The sequence below is a fragment of the Fibrobacter sp. UWB2 genome (genome assembly GCF_002210425.1).
Taxonomy (GTDB): domain Bacteria; phylum Fibrobacterota; class Fibrobacteria; order Fibrobacterales; family Fibrobacteraceae; genus Fibrobacter; species Fibrobacter elongatus.
Window position 1 is genome coordinate 348,735 of record NZ_MWQK01000003.1, and the last position, 16,635, is coordinate 365,369.

At 46.4% G+C, this 16,635-nt stretch carries 13 protein-coding genes; 4 read left to right on the top strand and 9 right to left on the bottom strand.

Annotated features, from left to right (window positions below; genetic code table 11):
• The first annotated feature begins 160 nt into the window (after nt 1–160).
• On the top strand, nt 161–847 hold the full coding sequence (locus B7982_RS07570) for a hypothetical protein (RefSeq protein ID WP_088660215.1): 687 nt from the start codon (nt 161–163) through the stop codon (nt 845–847).
• Nucleotides 848–875: 28 nt separating this feature from the next.
• Here the strand turns inward: B7982_RS07570 and B7982_RS07575 are convergent, their stop codons facing one another.
• Both B7982_RS07575 and B7982_RS07580 read right to left on the bottom strand, forming a co-directional pair.
• A complete protein-coding gene (locus tag B7982_RS07575) occupies nt 876–1,694 on the bottom strand; it encodes a M23 family metallopeptidase (protein ID WP_088660216.1) in 819 nt (272 codons plus the stop codon).
• Complete coding sequence (locus B7982_RS07580) at nt 1,681–1,962, bottom strand: hypothetical protein (protein WP_088660217.1); 282 nt, start codon at nt 1,960–1,962, stop codon at nt 1,681–1,683. The genes B7982_RS07575 and B7982_RS07580 overlap by 14 nt, the downstream gene beginning before the upstream one ends.
• A gap of 63 nt (nt 1,963–2,025) precedes the next feature.
• On the opposite strand from B7982_RS07580, the gene B7982_RS14900 reads away from it, so the two are divergent.
• The 3 genes from B7982_RS14900 (at nt 2,026) to B7982_RS07590 (ending at nt 4,164) form a co-directional block, all read left to right on the top strand.
• Nucleotides 2,026–2,175 (top strand): hypothetical protein, encoded by a 150-nt coding sequence (locus B7982_RS14900; RefSeq protein WP_015731989.1) that lies wholly within the window; start codon nt 2,026–2,028, stop codon nt 2,173–2,175.
• A 3-nt stretch (nt 2,176–2,178) separates the two neighbouring features.
• On the top strand, nt 2,179–3,300 hold the full coding sequence (gene dnaN, locus B7982_RS07585; RefSeq protein ID WP_014546038.1) for a DNA polymerase III subunit beta: 1,122 nt from the start codon (nt 2,179–2,181) through the stop codon (nt 3,298–3,300).
• A gap of 141 nt (nt 3,301–3,441) precedes the next feature.
• Complete coding sequence (locus tag B7982_RS07590; protein WP_041260116.1) at nt 3,442–4,164, top strand: tRNA 2-thiocytidine biosynthesis TtcA family protein; 723 nt, start codon at nt 3,442–3,444, stop codon at nt 4,162–4,164.
• 93 nt (nt 4,165–4,257) lie between these two features.
• Here B7982_RS07590 and B7982_RS07595 read toward each other — a convergent pair whose 3' ends face one another.
• The 7 genes from B7982_RS07595 to pglX form a co-directional block, all read right to left on the bottom strand.
• Complete coding sequence (locus B7982_RS07595; RefSeq protein WP_088660219.1) at nt 4,258–4,896, bottom strand: fibrobacter succinogenes major paralogous domain-containing protein; 639 nt, start codon at nt 4,894–4,896, stop codon at nt 4,258–4,260.
• Between the two features lie 115 nt (nt 4,897–5,011).
• Complete coding sequence (locus tag B7982_RS07600) at nt 5,012–6,031, bottom strand: hypothetical protein (RefSeq protein WP_088660220.1); 1,020 nt, start codon at nt 6,029–6,031, stop codon at nt 5,012–5,014.
• Nucleotides 6,032–6,064: 33 nt separating this feature from the next.
• The gene (locus B7982_RS07605) at nt 6,065–6,595 is read right to left on the bottom strand and encodes a hypothetical protein (protein ID WP_088660221.1); all 531 of its coding nucleotides are present in this window, start codon (nt 6,593–6,595) and stop codon (nt 6,065–6,067) included.
• A gap of 104 nt (nt 6,596–6,699) precedes the next feature.
• Complete coding sequence (gene brxL / locus B7982_RS07610; protein ID WP_088660222.1) at nt 6,700–8,754, bottom strand: protease Lon-related BREX system protein BrxL; 2,055 nt, start codon at nt 8,752–8,754, stop codon at nt 6,700–6,702.
• Between the two features lie 11 nt (nt 8,755–8,765).
• Nucleotides 8,766–11,357, bottom strand: a complete 2,592-nt coding sequence (gene pglZ / locus B7982_RS07615) for a BREX-1 system phosphatase PglZ type A (RefSeq protein ID WP_088660223.1) — start codon at nt 11,355–11,357, stop codon at nt 8,766–8,768.
• Between the two features lie 185 nt (nt 11,358–11,542).
• Nucleotides 11,543–13,144, bottom strand: a complete 1,602-nt coding sequence (locus B7982_RS07620; RefSeq protein ID WP_088660224.1) for a helix-turn-helix domain-containing protein — start codon at nt 13,142–13,144, stop codon at nt 11,543–11,545.
• Nucleotides 13,145–13,153: 9 nt separating this feature from the next.
• Complete coding sequence (gene pglX, locus B7982_RS07625; RefSeq protein WP_088660225.1) at nt 13,154–16,627, bottom strand: BREX-1 system adenine-specific DNA-methyltransferase PglX; 3,474 nt, start codon at nt 16,625–16,627, stop codon at nt 13,154–13,156.
• Between the last annotated feature and the right edge of the window lie 8 nt (nt 16,628–16,635).

Consider the following 16,635-nt stretch of genomic DNA (forward strand, 5'->3'; position numbering starts at 1 on the left):
ACCGTGTCCGAGCTCCCGATGTTTCTTGACGGAAAGTACCGCCCGCCTGCAAAGCAGAGCCTGGGGACCTTAAATATAATAAGTGGTTGGTGGTTAGTGGTTAATGGCTAGTGGAAATACGGGGAGAAATAGCAAATGAAAGAAATTATATTTATTCGCAATGGGAAATTGCACCGAAAATCAAGCTGAAGAATCTCTAGAAGCGTTCAAGAAACGCATTCACAAACTTTCGTACGATGAGCTTTATGACGAGCTCGACGCCGCCGAAAAAGCAGAATCCGAAGAACGCATTGCAATCGTCGAAAAACGGATTGACGAACTTGAGCCTATTGAAAAAAAGAAAAAGGAGCTCCAAGAAGAAGAGGAAAAACTCAAAAGAGCCATTGGATTGTGGCCGCTATTCACTGTTTTTGGAGGCGCTTATGTGGCAAAACAAATTGCTTTTTTCTTGCAAAACAAGCAGTTTGGTTCATCAGAAGCTCTCAAAACAATCAGCAACCTCGAAGTCTTGCCATACGTTCCTTACGCAAGCGCAGTCGTCGGCATTATTATAGCTTACTCATGGAGCTATCTGCGCCAAAAGAAAAGAACTTTAGACTTGGGCATCACCGGATTTTGTTTATCTAAAGCATCAGCGGGCTTGTTCTTTGGGAGCTATCCTGGATTTTTCGTAACGCCGGGAGCCACTCTTTCTCGAGTTATCGCGGGTATCGTCATGACGCTTTCGCTGGTATTTATGTACAACATATTCACCAGAAAACACACTGGGCGTTTTTTCGATAACGCATGGCCATTGCTGTTGATAACTACCGCCGTTGAACAAATCGGCTGGTTGGAATATTTATAACCAATAGCTACAGACCATCAACTAACGGCTATTTTGTAATAAAGTAATCTTCCGGGTTGACAGGGGTACCGTTCACGCGGATTTCGTAATGCAGGCCGAGACTCGACTGGAGCCCGCTCTTGCCAATAAGCGCAATCGGATCGCCACGACGAACTTTAGCGCCTTGTTTCACAAGCGTTTCACCGAGATGCGCATAGAACGTCTTCACATGTTCCATATGCTCAATCTTCATCGAAAGTCCAAAGCCACGATGCTTGCGGACTTCGACAACAGTACCGGCACCTGGCGCATAGACCGTATCGCCTTCGGCAGCCAAGAAGTCCACACCTCTGTGCGGGAGCTCCTGATCCGTGAACGCATCGAAAACCATTTCAAAACGGCTCTTGATATCGTGATGGTTCTTGAGCGGATGTAAAACAGGAACGTGCGCCGCGAGCGCGGAATCCGCTTCAAGCTTGTTGAGTGTCTTACGGAACGTCGACCTCATCGCATGCAAATTCTTTTTCGGAGCTTCGTCGTCGGCGACGTTTTCGAGCGTAAAGCCGAGACCGCCCAATTTGAGGGTACTGTCGCGGACAATGCGCGTCTCTTCAATCTTTAAAATCGTCGTATCGACCACCGTGCGGATTTTCTTGATTTCGTTCTTGATGACCGAATTCTGGTGATAGACATCCATCAGGTTGCCGTTCGACAAGTTCTCCACAATTTGCACCGGCGAGAACATAATAAATCCAAGAATGGCGCAGACAGTTAAAACAAAGTAAATAATTACTTTCCGTACAGAGAAAGTAACGGTTTTCCCGCGCGATTCCTTGTTAGGATAAATGTGGACCTCAAGCTTTTTCACTTGGACCTTCAGCCTTGTTCAATTTCTGTTCGAGCTCGGCAACCTGTTTCTTGATTTCGAAGATGGCGCCCACGGTCTCGACAGCGGACGGGTCGTCCTTGATTTCGTCCAGACGGCCTTCCTGAATCGCTTCGTAGACCTTTTGTCCGAGCAGTTGGAACTTGTTTTTGAGCTTGCACTCTACCATCGACAATTCAACACGGGAAAGCACGTTTGCCGCGCAGTCCTTAGCCGTATTTTTCAGCTTATTTAGAGTATTTTCGTTCATAATATCTACCGACTAGCCTTTAAAATAGTAGATTTTTCGTTATAAAACAATGGAGAATTTTCTATGAGTCGCAGCGATCGCAGAAGAGCAAAGCAAAACGTCAAAAATTTCGTTCCAAAAAAGTCAAATGCGCTGGATAAACGAGTCATCGTGCTCCTCGCAATCATCGTCGTTGTATTTTTCGTAGGAACAATGATCATCCAGAGAGGCTAATTCATGAAGTTTACGATTCAAAAGAATGTGTTGCAGGACGCTCTGCAGGCAGCGATTAGCGCCGTCCCGAACAAGTCCACCATCCAGATTCTCAACAACTTTTCGCTCCGCCTCGAAGGAAACTTCCTCGAAGTGAGTGCCACCGACCTCGACCTCGGTATCAGGGTCAAGGTGGAAGTGCAGGGCGAACGTGATGGCGCAGTCGTCATCAACGCACGTAAGCTGTTCGATCAGGTGAAGAGCCTCGTGGACCCGAGCATCACGAACATCACTTTTGACGCACAGGATTACCTGGTCAAAATCCAGTGGAGCGAACGCGGTAAGGCAAGCATCATCGGCTTTGACGCAAACGACTTTCCGCCGTTCCCGGAAATCGAAAATGGCGAAACATTGAACATCGCCGCAAGCGAACTTGCATTCCTCGCCGAAAAGACATTGTTCGCCACTTCTACCGACTCCACGCGCTTGAGCTTGAACGGCGTGTTCCTCGAAGCAAAGGACGGCAAGATTTCCATGGTCGCAACAGACGGTCACCGTTTGGGCCGCGCAGCAATCGACCAGGAAGGCGCAGAACTTTCGAACGGCGTCATCATCCCGCACAAGGCTTTGCAGCACATCTTGCACATGGCTAAGGGCGATTCCACGGTTGAAGTCCGTACCTCTGCAACGCACATCCTCTTCAACACGGGTTCCATCCAGGTCATCTCGAAGCTTTACGAAGGACCGTATCCGAGCTACCGCTCTGTGATCCCGCAGCAGTTCGAACGTACCGCACAGGCCAACACCACGGAATTCCAGAACAAGATTCGCAGCGTGATTTCTATGGCTAACGCACGTACCCGCAAGATCCGCTTGCAGTTCGACGGCAACATCCTCGAACTCAGCGCCACGGACCCGGATGTCGGCGGCGATTCTCGCGAAGCACTCGCCATCACGCACAACGGCGAAGGCAGCTTCTGCATTGGCTTCAACGGCCAGTTCCTCGCAGAAATCCTTGGCATGTGCAAGAGCGAAGAAGTCATCATGAAAATGAACAACCCGCTTGGCGCTTGCATCATCGAACCGGTTGGCGAAAACATGAACTTCTCGTTCCTGTTGATGCCGACGCACCTCACCGACAACTAGTCGCGGTCGTGAAAAATTTAAAGGCTCTCGAGAGAGAGCCTTTTTTGTTGAAATGTATCTGCTATGGAACTGCGCCAAGTTTAATCGTGAACTGCCGCGAGAATTAATCAGGAACCGCCGCACACTTTGGATAAAGTAATTATGTCGAGTCAAATTCGCAAGAGAGTCAATAAGAAAATCACGAAAGCCATTCACGACTTCAATTTGATTGAAGACGGAGACCGCGTGCTCATCGCCACAAGCGGCGGCAAGGATTCTAGCGTGCTGTTGATGGAACTCGCCGCACGACTCGGCAAATTCGGGCCAAAATGCGAACTTGCCGCCATCCACATCCAAAGCGATTTTGCAGACAAGGCTCCCCGCGAATTTTTGCAACGAATGGCAGAAGAATACCCGCAAGTGCCGTTCTACTTTAAAGACGTCGCCGTAGAAGCACGTCTCAAGGAAGGTCGCAAGCTCAATTGCTACTGGTGCAGCACGCAGCGCCGCACGGAACTCATCAAGTTCGCAAGCGAAAACAACTTCAACAAGATCGCACTCGGCCACCACATGGACGACATCGTCGAAACGCTTTTGATGAACATGCTGTACAAAGGCGAGTTTAGCGGGATGCCGCCAATGGTGCCGTACGAAAAGTATCCGTGCAGCATTATCCGTCCGCTCTGCTACTGCGAAGAAAGCGAAATCATCGCTTACGCCGAAGACGCAGACATTCGCAAGTTCACCTGTACCTGCGAATTCTCGAAAGCAAGCCACCGCAAGACCATCCGCGAAGAAATCAAGAGCTTGACAAAAGGAAGCTCCACGCTCAAGGCAAACTTGTTCGAAAGCATGCGAAATATTAGAATGGATTATTTATTGTAAGACCGCTTTATTGCAAGGGGAACTGCGCATGGAAAGCAAAAAGAACCGCGCGCGCCCGACATTGTCATGCCCGCCTCCGAGCGGGCACCTCCTTTATGGCATTACACATCTTACGGATCGATAGTCAGCCTTCGCGAACGAATTTAAACTCGCCGCATCACTGCTGAACGACAAGAATAAATAGAATGCATTCGATTCTGGATTTTCAGAATCTTCGGTCGCGCTCCAGAAATACGCGTAACCGCCGATGCCATCGAACTTGCCGCCAGAAATTGTGCCGTCATCTGCTTTCGAGATTGCGCCGCGATAGCCCGCCGGGAGAGCATTGAATCCGAATTCATCCGTGCCGTTACCTTTTTTGAACCAGCCATCGCGAGATTTTAATTTTGCGCCAGTTTCATTCGAGACAACGCCGGGTTCGCCATCATGAGACTGCGCGAGGATTTGCGCAAAATCTTCATTCGTCGGGAGGCGCCAGCCATCAGGGCAAACTGTTTTCGCCTCCGCCCATGTATAAAGCCGCCCCAACCGTTTGCAATTGCGAGAATCACCATCCGGACAAGCACTCCCCTCTGTTGCATAATTCAAATTCTCCGCCATCCATGTCTGCTCGCCAATTTTCACGACACCATAAGACTGCCCGTCACGCGAATCCGTGAAAGACTCGGAACAAGCGGAGAAGAGAAAAGCAAACGCAGCAATAGCGAAAGAGGAATGGAGAGTGAAACGCATAGGGAGAATTTAAAAAAAATCATTGCGAGTTAGATATTTTTGCTTTTATCACTACGATGAACCATTTCAAATACATTGACAAACACTTTTGTAAGCGGTCCCATAATGCTATTTATCAAACAACCCGCTTAACAGTGTATGCCAAATTCAACAGATTCACGCCCACAACGCGCTCGTGCAAACTCTCATCCATTTCATTAAAACCGCGGTCTATGAATTCTTTTCGCCATTTCTGCAGACCATTGTACCATGATGGACGACAACACGAATTTTGCGATTTTTGAAGACAAAACAAAACCGCAATATCTAGAAGCCGCTTATTCTTATATCTTTTTACGCTTTCAATAAATTTTTGAACATTGGTATCGTTGTCCGCTGTATAAGTCAGAGCCCAAAAGCTTTTGTTATTGGCATCTATTCCCAAAGTCAATCCTATTAATGGAGCTATACTTTTCATATCTTCTTGAAACAGCACTATCTTTTTATCAATAGTATATGCAGGAACCCAACCTCCAGTACACATCACAGGAGCCATTACATCAAAGCTAAAAACAATAGCCTTGACATCTTTATTTGCGTTTTTCGTAGAAAACGCTTTCTCGCACACACTTATTTCTTTTTTCAAGTCGTTTAAGGCTATGACATCTCTTTCTTTCGTCGTCTCCACCATATCATATAAAAGATTTTTGTCAGCACCATCACTAGAAAGAATTTTCTCTAAAAATTCGATGGATGTCTTTTTATGAAAATATTCATAGCTCATCGCCCTATAATGCAACTGAAGAACCACTTCATCGTCAAAAATTGTTATCGGTTTATCGATTCTATTAAAAAGTTGCGTATCGTGGTGATTACAAAAGCCTTCAAACGTAGAAGCTTTTTTAATTGTCCATGGTTCAAAAGATGTTTTTACAGAGCCTTCACTTTCATCCATTAAATGAAAGCATTTAGAAATACTACCATTCCAAACACAGACTTTGTCACTTTCAGCTATAAGCTTTAACTGTTCCGACCTTGCAATAGAATGCGATGAAATTGGACCACCCGAACAATTTGCTGCATCAAAACTATGCGCAATACAGGTCTGGTTCGCCTTAATTTTCTGATCTAATTCTTCAAGTTCTTTTCTTGTCACTTTCTTTCCTTAAAATTCAACACAACTTTTTAATCATTTGGAAAAAAATCCCTCTTTAAACACAAGCGCAAATGAATATCCCAATCCAAAACCATATTTTTTATCTTCAATAAATTGAGGCCCAATCGAACAGCCTGTACCTAATTGCATTGTTGAATAACCATAAGGAACAGCCTCCATCCACCCCAGTCTCTTATAAACATCAAAAGCTAACACACTCAACGGATTCAGAACTATATATACGCATTGGTTTGGTTTTGGGTCTGAAGGGAAAGCCAATCCCGTAACCTCTTCAAATAGCATAACTAATTGCGCTCTAGTCGGACGCGTATCAAACAATGCGTCCCACAAACATTTAATCGCATCATCATGCTCTTTTAATACGGCATAAATTATTTCATCCAATTTTTCCTGTTTTTTTTCAGCATCCGCCGCAATTGCTGCGGATACGAACGGCACATAAGAACCAATTGCGTTACATATAAAATGAAGCGTAGTAACACTTTTTGCAGAAGTAAACGCATTTACAATTTGGTTTAATTTATCCGCTGTTTCATCGGCCATATTTTTCCTCATTTTGTATAAAATCACAATTCTCGTATTCAATAACACAGGTAAAATAACTTATTTTACCTGCATTTGCTACAAAGTAAGAAAAGAATAACTTTTTACTCCACGCCCAGAGCCTTAAACACGGCATCTTCGGCGGAGTTATAGAAAATGAGGTTGAAACTTCCGATGAGTTCAGACGGCACGCTTCCCAAGTCGGGTGCAGATGTAATTGGCAGCAGCACTTTTTTCGCTCCGCTGTCAAGGCATACCTGCAAGGCGTTCGCCAAGTTTTCAACTTTCATCAATGTACCGCTCATGCTGATGTCGCCAAGTACAGCGAGCAACCCCAGAGTCGGCTTATCCAAGGCAATGGAGCAGAGCGCAACCAATGACGGCAAAGCCAAAGTTGCCGTCATGCCGATACCCTGCAAATCTTGATAGTTGATAATGTAGTCCTTGGTCGTCGTGCTGATGGAACCGCTTATGCGATTTCCGTTAGCCTTCAAGAAATTGAAAGCCGCAGCCGACGATTCCTTGGCATCGCGATCGTTTCCAAGTCCTGTGCGGTCGAATTTTCCATTGCCGGGAAGCATCTGGCTTTCCAGGCGGAATACGCCAATCATTCCGGACTTTCCCGGGCTTATGGTATAGACCTGCCCTGGGCTGCATACGCCATCGGGAATGAGCTTGCCTCCGCCCTGTTCCGGGACTGAGACGTAATGCTCTTCAAATGTTTCGTTGTCGATGTACGAGAAATTCACGTCATAGAATTCCATGCCGCCCAATTTCTTGAGTTGTTCCTTGACGCGCCTACGCATTTCCAACGCGAACCTGAGAATTTCTTCGACATCGCTCTTTTCAAATTCGCCGTTCGGATAAACTAGCTTTATCAAGCCATCAACGGTTCTGCGGACAGCGATAGTATCGCGCTGGTTCAGATTTTTGCCTAGATGGAAATAACGGTCCAATGCATCGCCGTATTGTTCCTTGCGCAATTCACGCACAAATGCGGCGAGATAATCGGTAATAAAGCCGTAATCGCCAGTAAAATGCTCTGGACGGAACTTCGGAATTTCCCAGCCAGGAATATAACAGTGTATTCTGTCGAGGAATGCCGTATCTGTTCCCATTTCAGGTGGGAACGGATCGAACAGGCTCGATGTTTTCAGCAACACATCGACGCTTTGGTTGATGTTTCCCACAAACACCATGGACGCACTCGCAGCCTTTTCTTCCTTGCCGCGAGCGAAAGAACCCGATGCCATGTAGTCTTTCATTATCTGGACGCCGTCTTTATCCTTGAAGTTGATTCCGGCAACTTCATCAAAGGCGACGCAATCCCACAAGCCGACAAGCCCTACCGTCTTTCGGCCCATGTTGTAGAACAAATTTGCGACAGTCGTCTGGCCGCCAGAAACAAGAATACTGTTCGGCGAAATTTCTTTGTAGATATGGCTCTTGCCTGTGCTTCGCGGGCCCAATTCGCAAAGGTTGTAGTTGTTTTCGACAAGCGGAATCATTCGCGCCATCAGGAGCCACTTTTCACGCGGTTTCAATGAATCGGGTTCCATTCCGGTAGAACGGAGCATTACGTCTATCCACTCTTCCTTGGTAAACGCCTTGCGGCCGTTCTTGAGTTCGCCTATATCGACGCTCGGCATCTGGATAGGAGTCAGTTTACGGACATGAATGGGCGATTCTCCACGTTCTTCTTCAATAAATTCGTATTCAAGCTGGACAATGCACCAGATACCTCCGCAAAGCAGGCGGTCGTACTTTTGCGGATATTCGTCCGGCATTATGATGTCGCGCAATCCGAGGTTCGAAAATTCGGAATGGTAGCGGTCATCACGAGTATTCAACGCGACAGAAATCTTGTCGATGACGGTGTAGGACCCCTTTGTACGGAGAAGGGAAAGAATCTTCTGCGATTCGTCGGGACGAACAAAATTATCGGAGAGGATTTTCTTGACCTGCTGCACGCCCTGTTCAATCACCGATTCGTCATCGGAACTGCAGTACTGGCCCAGAAGAAATTCCAGCACGTAAACCGGAACGTTCGCACCTTCCTTTATTTTTTTTGTCAGGTCCTTGCGGACAATCTTCCCTGCGAAATTCTCGCGGAGTTTCGCCTTTATGGTTTCACGTTCGTCATTCATTTCGTTTTCCATACATCAGCCCGCTATGCAAAAAAGTTGAAGTCGTCCGTTGCAAAAGGAATGTCTATCTGGAATGAAATTTTATTGATTTCCAGTCCGCTATCGTCAGCAATGACCAAGTAATAAACATCCGTATTGCTGTATTTCCCCTGCTTCAGGTTGAACCTAATCTTGAACGGTTTCTGCTTGTCTTCTTCGGTCTTCTTGTCTGCAATAATGCGTCTCGGCTCACAAATCTTGTTGCCGATTTCATCGGTAAAATACACTTGGTATTCGGCCTTCTCGCGATTATCCGAAACAAGCGTTTCCTGGAAGAAGTCCAGATTGAAAATAAGGTTGCTCACCTTGCGGCCCGTGGAAAGCAATCCTATTGTCACGGGCTTTGTTTCGTACTTGGAGCGGTTCTGCAAGAGTTCCTTGTTGTCGCCACGGAGGAAATAGCATTCCACCACCGGCACGACCATTTCTTGCAGGCTTATGCCGCCATGGACAAAATTCCCGTCGTTGCCACGCATCTTGATTCGTGTATTTTCGCGCGGAGCAAACGCATCCATTTCATCGTTGTAAAGGAATTTCACCGGCATCAGGTATTCCGGCGTGGAACCCTTCTGCATAATGGCATAGCGGCGGCCATATTCAATATCTTGGGAACTGTCGGTGGTCTTGTCCACCTTTTCGTCTTCTGTCAGAGCGTCCCTTGTATAAAGGAAGCCGTGGTCCGCCGTGACATACACATTGGGCGCACGAAACATGTTAATTACACGCTTCATCAAGTCCATGATTTCGCGGACCGCAGTATCACAAGCCGTAAAGACATCGCCCTTATGCCCCGCTTCGTCTATGGTATCGTGATAGATATACACGACATCCATGCCATTTAATCTCGGAGTCAATTCTTCGCGCTTTAGGCTCTTGAATTCACTAGCCTTGATAGCTACGCTCTTCGGGTTCGTCGCCTTCAAGACGGCTTCCCTGTTCCCGGCATCTGTCGCCATGCCGTCGGCAAGCACGACCAACCGCTCGGTCTTGTCGTTTCCCTTGAGTTCTACAGAAAGCTTTTTATGCGGGAGCAATGCCGCCATACCGAACTTGGTAATGGTCGGGAATACCGCCTGCATACTGTGCAATTTCACTTGGCACAGCGCCTCCTTTTTCAAGGATTCTTCGAGAGAAGTCGCAACACCGTAACGGAGCGCATCAGAAACAATCACAAACACGCGATTCTTTGCCGGGGCGACATAGCGGTCGTAAAAATCGCTCTGCCTTTCGATACCGTCAATGTAGCCAAGCTTTTGCAGCTGTTCCGCCGCAGAATTGCTCCAGTTAGTCCCCAGCTCACCCAGGAACCAGTTCTTGTACAAGTTTTCGACAAGTGTCGCGACACGCTTGAACAAGTCATCCAATTCAGCGTTATAGGAATATTTCGCATAACTCGCCATGAATTGGCGGTAACACGCATCCATCTTATAGTATTCACTGGTATAGGCCTCCCAGATGGCCTTGGGCTCTACGACATGGAAACCGTCCGAACAGTGCGCCATGTAAAAGTCCTGCATATTCGCCACCTGGAACAGAGCTTCGTACATCGGTTCCCACTCGTCAAACCAGGTCAGTGTCCGCCTGGCTTCTACCGTGCGCCGAATAAGTTCAGAATCAATGTTGCTGTCAGCAATATCAGCCATCAGCTTGCCGAGGACAACCTCGTTTACGCATGGGAGGCACTCGACACGTTGCAAATCATTTATATCGAGTTTTCGGAGAACTTCGGTAAGTTGGACATCTTTTTCTATCTCGAAAGCGATATCCTTTAATGAATCGACATCGTCCGAATGCATCCATTCCGTCACAATCTCGTGGCAGAGCTGCTGGTGCGCCTCCGAAATATACTGCTCCAGCCCGGCCATATTTTCGGCCCTCAAAACGTGGCTTGCCGCAGTGAGCAACAGTTGCGTTGCCAGATGGCGTAAATCCATGTCCGTTTCGCCGTAGCCCGCACCATTTGCAATCCGCGCAAAGTCAGCTTCGGCACCAAACTTGACCAAATCCGCATAGAACGAATTGTTCTTGGTGTCAAGGCCCGCAATCAGGACCTTTCGGAAGATATTCTTGGCATTGCAGGAATCCATATTGCCTAAAGCGGCTATAATGGCAAGGATAATCTGCCCCGGAGAATTGAGCTTGACCTTGAGCCTAGACACTCGCTCGCGGCGTTCCTTGGCGGCAAAGAACTTGCGGTAACGCTTGACGATTTCGCGCAAGTTCGGCGAATCTTCGATATGCAGCTCTTCCATCCATATCGAAACCATGTCCGCACGGAATTCTTCGCTATAAAGCTCCACATCCATGAGCCAGTTGTCATCCGGGCGTTCATATGCAATCGGATTGTACAGCAGGATATCGCCTTCCGTATCATCGACGGCAATAATCTTCTTGACCTCGAAGTTGTTGCTGCCGGTAAGCTTGATTACGCGAACAGCATCCAGCGACAAGCCGTCAACATCATTTTCGAATTCACGGTCGGCATCGTACCACACGACAATACGGCGGCGGTAAAATTCCGGCAGAGGCTGGGCGAACTTCTTCTTCAGTTCCTGTACAATCTGTTCAATATCCATATTTAAACTCTAAATTTAACTTGGGACAAAACTTGGGACAAATCGGTCGAATTTAGCCTTCTATCAAATAACCATCAAATAAAAAAGTGCCGTTTTTATGCAAATTTCGCCGTTTTTCCATTTTCTTGAGCCTTTTTATCAAATAACCGTCAAATAAGATTAACTTGGGACACGACTTGGGACAGCTACTTATCAACCTTTTCAAAGCGAGCCAGCAATTCATAAGTTGAGTCCTTCACTTTGTACTGTTGATATCGGCTATTCGGCTTATCAGGAATAGTCATTTCAATCAAGCCCAAAGAGAGTAGCGGAGAAAGCAGTTTTTTTCTAAAACGGCTTCTGTTGGATTCGTGAGCGGCATGCATCAAATTTGATATCGGCTGAGGCCCTTCCATGGCATAAATCACATCAACCATACCAGCAATATCTTCTATGGAACCTTTATCACTCAAAATGTAATTTTTCAAGCACGTCTGCAAACGCTCGCGGGTAAAGCGATTCTTATCCAACAGATAGGCCTTATAAAACTCCGGATGACACGGAATGTCTATCAAGAAATAGGAACGTTCCTCATCCGTTTCTATTTTGGCTTTTGCCGAACCATTAACAGACAAAACCTTCTGTATCGTAGGAATTCCCGTGGCACGCCCTTCTGTCAAATCCAGTTCCTTGAGGAATTCACCGAGTCTTCGATTTCGATACCTTCTGGACCGGAGAACTTTGGCCTCAAGAATCGCTTCTTTTGAAATAGACCTATCCGGTCCAGAATGACTCAAAATACTGATTTTATCCGGCTCTATCGTAATTTCGACAGGTTCACGCTCTTGATAGTCTCGATGATAAAGAGCATTAACCACAGCTTCTTCCAAAGCCTGATAAGGATAATTAAAATACCGGAGAGAAAGTTCGCTATCTTTTTGTTTGACTACAGCCTCCTTGACCACATTTGTTTTGAGATAAGTCAAGGAGTCCTGAATCATCTTGGGTACAGGACCTTCAATCGGAGGGAGTTCAATGATAGTGTCGGGATCCTCTTCGCGACCATTAGGGAAAATCACTATTTCAACTCTTGAAACAGGGAAAAATTTCTGGGGGTTTTCACAAAACATCATGGCCGCAACATTTTTGATGGTTCGATTTTCTACAGGGCCATCAAAAAGGTTCATCTGTTCCAGAACCTCATTCATTTTGGCAGATTCGAAAGTAGCACCAAGTTTACTATTCACTTTGCGAAGATAGTCATATACAAGAACTGGCGAAATATCGGAAACAGTTATATTTGCATTACCCCGTTCGTCAAAGGGAATGCGACTGGCCATATCCCTTAGTTCTACTAGGACTTCACCTTTAGCCTCAATAGAACTTGTTCCTGTTCGAACATAAAATGCCTTTGGGCACCCTTTACTTACAGTTACATTCGTAGGAATTTCATACGGCCTATTTGCTCCCGATGGCACCCATATTGCAAGAACATATTTATCATCAACTTCTTCAACAGAAATGCGAGGCAAATAATAGGGATTAAATTTATTATTATAACCAACCATTTCCTTTTGAATAGAGTCCAATCTATCCCCGGAAATGCCCAATACAGGTCTCTTTGCAACGCCATTTTCCTCTTCAACGCCGACCAATATATATCCACCGCCAAGATTATCCAAATCATTGGCAAAGGCGCAAATAGAATGATAAATTGTATCAGGATTCCAACCCGCCTTAAATTCTACACGGGGGCCCTCAATTTTCCGACGGTTCAACAAATCTTCTACATCTATTGGTAATGCCATACAACAAACCTACTTAATTTTGGCCAGAACGTCCTTGAACTTGGCGTAGTTTACCTTTACTCCGTCATCGAGGTCGATGGGTATCATCTGGTCGGCGAGGTGGTGGATTTTTTCTTCGTAGGTGTGGAGTTCTTCTTTTTGGCCTGTCAGCTTGGCAAGTTGCTTTTTGAGGCGCACCTGTTCGTTAGAACTGATGACCTCGTTCAGGCGGGAATTGATACCGTCGATAGCGGTATCGTAGCGGCTCTGCTGTTCGTGAACATAGTCGGTGCGGATACGGGCGATGGTATCGGGCCTGTAGCGGTGCATATACACAAGACACTTGAAGCCGTTCTTTTTGCCGCTGTCGAACAGCCAGTAGATGGGGCGCTTGCCCGAACCCGTAACCTGGTAGGTGTTGCAGTGGTCCTTGAAAAAGTCGTCCAAAAAGTACTTGCGGATGATTTCACGGGAAGAACCCTTGCCGCCCAGAGCGTTCGCGATGAACTGCAAGTTGTCTTCTAGGGTAGATTCGCCATAGACGACCTTGACGAATTCAATGAAACGACCGACGATATCGTCTTCGAAGTATTCGTCGTCGCAAATCGGGATGATGTTGTCTGCATCAGCCTCGAAGGTCTTGTACTTGGAGGCGTCCCAGTCGCCGCCGGCGTAGGCAAGGCCAGGAACGTCGAGGCTGTAGCGGCCGAACATGCAACCCACGGCATAGCTGATAAGGCTCTTGATGTCGCGTTCAAGGTCCGCCTTGCGGACGGTCACGTCCTTGTCTTCGACATCGGGGGTAAGCTCGTCTTGCAAGCCGTAGATGTCGATAAAGATGCGGTTGAGTTCTTCTTCGTTGGCCTTGAGCGTGTTGAAACGAGTTTCGCATTCCTGCGCCCAGCGGTCATAACAATCCGCAATTAAAGCAGAAGGTGTTGAAGGTAACAGCGGATGCTTCGCGAAGTCCCAAGAGGTTTCAAAGGAGTCCCAGTCTGTTTTACATATTTGTATATTATTTTCAACCAAATTATCAACATTCTCTTTCTCATTCTTGTTCAATATCATCGGGACCCGAGACATTGGGCCCTCATGATAATCTAGTGTTGGCGAAAGAATCAACAACATACAGTCAATAACTTTAGTATTCGTCAAACCAAGTAAATATTTCAGATTGTTCGGATCCTTTAAAAAGCAGACTGACCCCTTACTTTCAAATAAAAAACCTTGCGGACTATACCGCATTGATAATGCTTGGCCACCAAGAGATGACCAAGTAATGCCTTCTTTAAAATAAAATTGTGGATTACGAATGACAGAGCCATTAAAACTTTTCATTTCAAGTCCGTCATTTGCCCAATTTGCCAAGTAGTTATTGTTTCCATACCATCGACGAAAACCACCTCCTTTATTGCAAGGAATCCACTTTGCCTTATCAGGATTTGGCTGATCTAACGAACTTTTCAATGAAATTTTTTTCCAATCAGGTTCAAACCATAGCCGCAAGAATCTTGGATTATTGCCTGTAGCAAAACCTTGTTTTGGATAACCATAATCACCTATTAGCAAATTATTAAAAGCCGATATAACTTTTTCAGAAGCCCAATATGCATATGGACTCCCTGGAATACGTGTGAAATTTTCTTGCTGAGCAACATACCGGCATTGACCAGACAAAAATAAATCTTCTTTACTCTGTTGCGAATTTGCATTTGTCAATCTCAAAAACAGAGCATTATAATTAGAACTTACACTTTTCTTCAAAACAAATGAAGTCGTTTGGACTACTTCACCACCAATTTCCTCAAAAGCTCGGACACCCAAATGAGCCATGTTTATAACATTACAATTCGATAACAGTAATTCTCTTAATTTCTTGAAACTTCCCAAAAACATCCATTGGTGTTGCGTTATCATCGCTTGCAAACCATCTTTTTTCAATAAATGTCCGCATTGTTCAATGAATACAGAAAATAAATCCGTTTTACTATTAGGGAAATTTTGAATAACATAATCAACAAGTTTTCCGCAGCAATCGCTAACGGCTCTATATGGCGGATTGGTCACAACCACATCGTATTTCTGCGCCATGGTCTGTGCAATCTGCACAAAGGGCAAAAGCGTGTTGATGGCAGGCAACTGGTAGATGCTCGCATCCGTTCTGATTTCTTCGAATCGGGCATAGAGAGCCTCAAAATCCACGTTGGTCACATTCAATATGGAACCGTATTCCTTGGCATCGTGCAACTCGCTTACCAAACGGTCCATCGCCTTCGTCAATTTTTCGTCGCCGTTCTCGAAATACTCCACCAGGTTACGGTCAAACCCGTTGCTCTCCATGATAGAATAGATATGGGGCTGGATTCCGCGATTCAGGAACCGGCTATCGTATTGCCTTGCCTTCATCATCACGGCAAAGTAGGCCAGCTGTGCCGCACGGTCATCGATATCCAAACCGTATAGGTTGTTCTTCACGATGCTTGCCACCGCATCGGTCGCCGTGTAGCCATACGCCATGTAAATCTGCACCAGCACATCGAACATATAAACGACAATGTGGCCGCTTCCCTCGCAAGGGTCAATGCAGCGTAAATCCTGCGGCTTTATCTTCGCGTATTCTACGCGTATTTTTGCAAGTTCCTCCTTTACGGAATCTTCCTGTTCGGCCTCGTCCAGGTAATACTTCCACTTGGGCTTGAGCAAGTCCGCATGCTGGGGGTGACCTTCGAGCCACAGGCGGCCAAGGCTGTTTTCCACCATGTATCGAACAATCCAGTCCGGAGTAAACAGCTGCGTTGCCGCAGGTATTTTTTCCTTGGTAATCTTGATGTTGTCGTCAAGGTCCTTGAAAACTTTCGCCTTGGGTTCCGTGTTGTAATACTGGTAAAGCCAACCAATAATCTGCACGGCGTCTTTCCAGTCCTCTTCGGGAATATCGTTCACGAGCCTGCCCACGGCACTGTTTGGCTCCAGCAGGTAATCCGGGAAAAGCAGTTCCGTGTAGTCCGCAATCCTCTGGAACATGCCCGGCAACAGCTTGTTCAGTGCGTTGCACTGCGTTATCACCAGGTACTTGAAGAGTTCGCCGTCCTGGTCGTTTTCCTTGAACGCATAGACCTTTTGCATGTCGAGCCCATCCATCTCCAAGTTGATGGCCTCGGCCATAATCTGCGGCTTGAAGGCCCCGGCATCGTCGCTGAACACGCGAACATGGCTCGGCAGATAGTCGTTCACCTCCATAAAGCGGAGCGCACAAAAGCGGTTGAACCAGGTGTAGGCCACTTCTTCTATCACCTGCTCAAAACTCTCGCTGCGGATTTTCTGAATCAAGGCAGAACGCTGCTGTTTTTCGACATTCGTAAGCACGCGCCCATTCACCGTACTCGCGTTCGGGTCGCCCACGGAACCTTTCTCGATGCCATACTGCAAAGCCTTCTGGCTCACGCGTGCAATCAGTTCGTTACGAGCCCAAATAGCGTAATTCTTAATAGCGTTCTTGTCCATAGTACAAT

Coding starts and splice junctions, on each gene's coding strand:
- brxL (WP_088660222.1), bottom strand. CDS start 8,754: ATGGAAAACGAAATGAATGACGAACGTGAAACCATAAAGGCGAAACTC.
- B7982_RS07620 (WP_088660224.1), bottom strand. CDS start 13,144: ATGGCATTACCAATAGATGTAGAAGATTTGTTGAACCGTCGGAAAATT.
- dnaN (WP_014546038.1), top strand. CDS start 2,179: ATGAAGTTTACGATTCAAAAGAATGTGTTGCAGGACGCTCTGCAGGCA.
- B7982_RS07595 (WP_088660219.1), bottom strand. CDS start 4,896: ATGCGTTTCACTCTCCATTCCTCTTTCGCTATTGCTGCGTTTGCTTTT.
- pglZ (WP_088660223.1), bottom strand. CDS start 11,357: ATGGATATTGAACAGATTGTACAGGAACTGAAGAAGAAGTTCGCCCAG.
- pglX (WP_088660225.1), bottom strand. CDS start 16,627: ATGGACAAGAACGCTATTAAGAATTACGCTATTTGGGCTCGTAACGAA.
- B7982_RS07590 (WP_041260116.1), top strand. CDS start 3,442: ATGTCGAGTCAAATTCGCAAGAGAGTCAATAAGAAAATCACGAAAGCC.
- B7982_RS07570 (WP_088660215.1), top strand. CDS start 161: ATGGGAAATTGCACCGAAAATCAAGCTGAAGAATCTCTAGAAGCGTTC.
- B7982_RS07605 (WP_088660221.1), bottom strand. CDS start 6,595: ATGGCCGATGAAACAGCGGATAAATTAAACCAAATTGTAAATGCGTTT.
- B7982_RS14900 (WP_015731989.1), top strand. CDS start 2,026: ATGAGTCGCAGCGATCGCAGAAGAGCAAAGCAAAACGTCAAAAATTTC.
- B7982_RS07580 (WP_088660217.1), bottom strand. CDS start 1,962: ATGAACGAAAATACTCTAAATAAGCTGAAAAATACGGCTAAGGACTGC.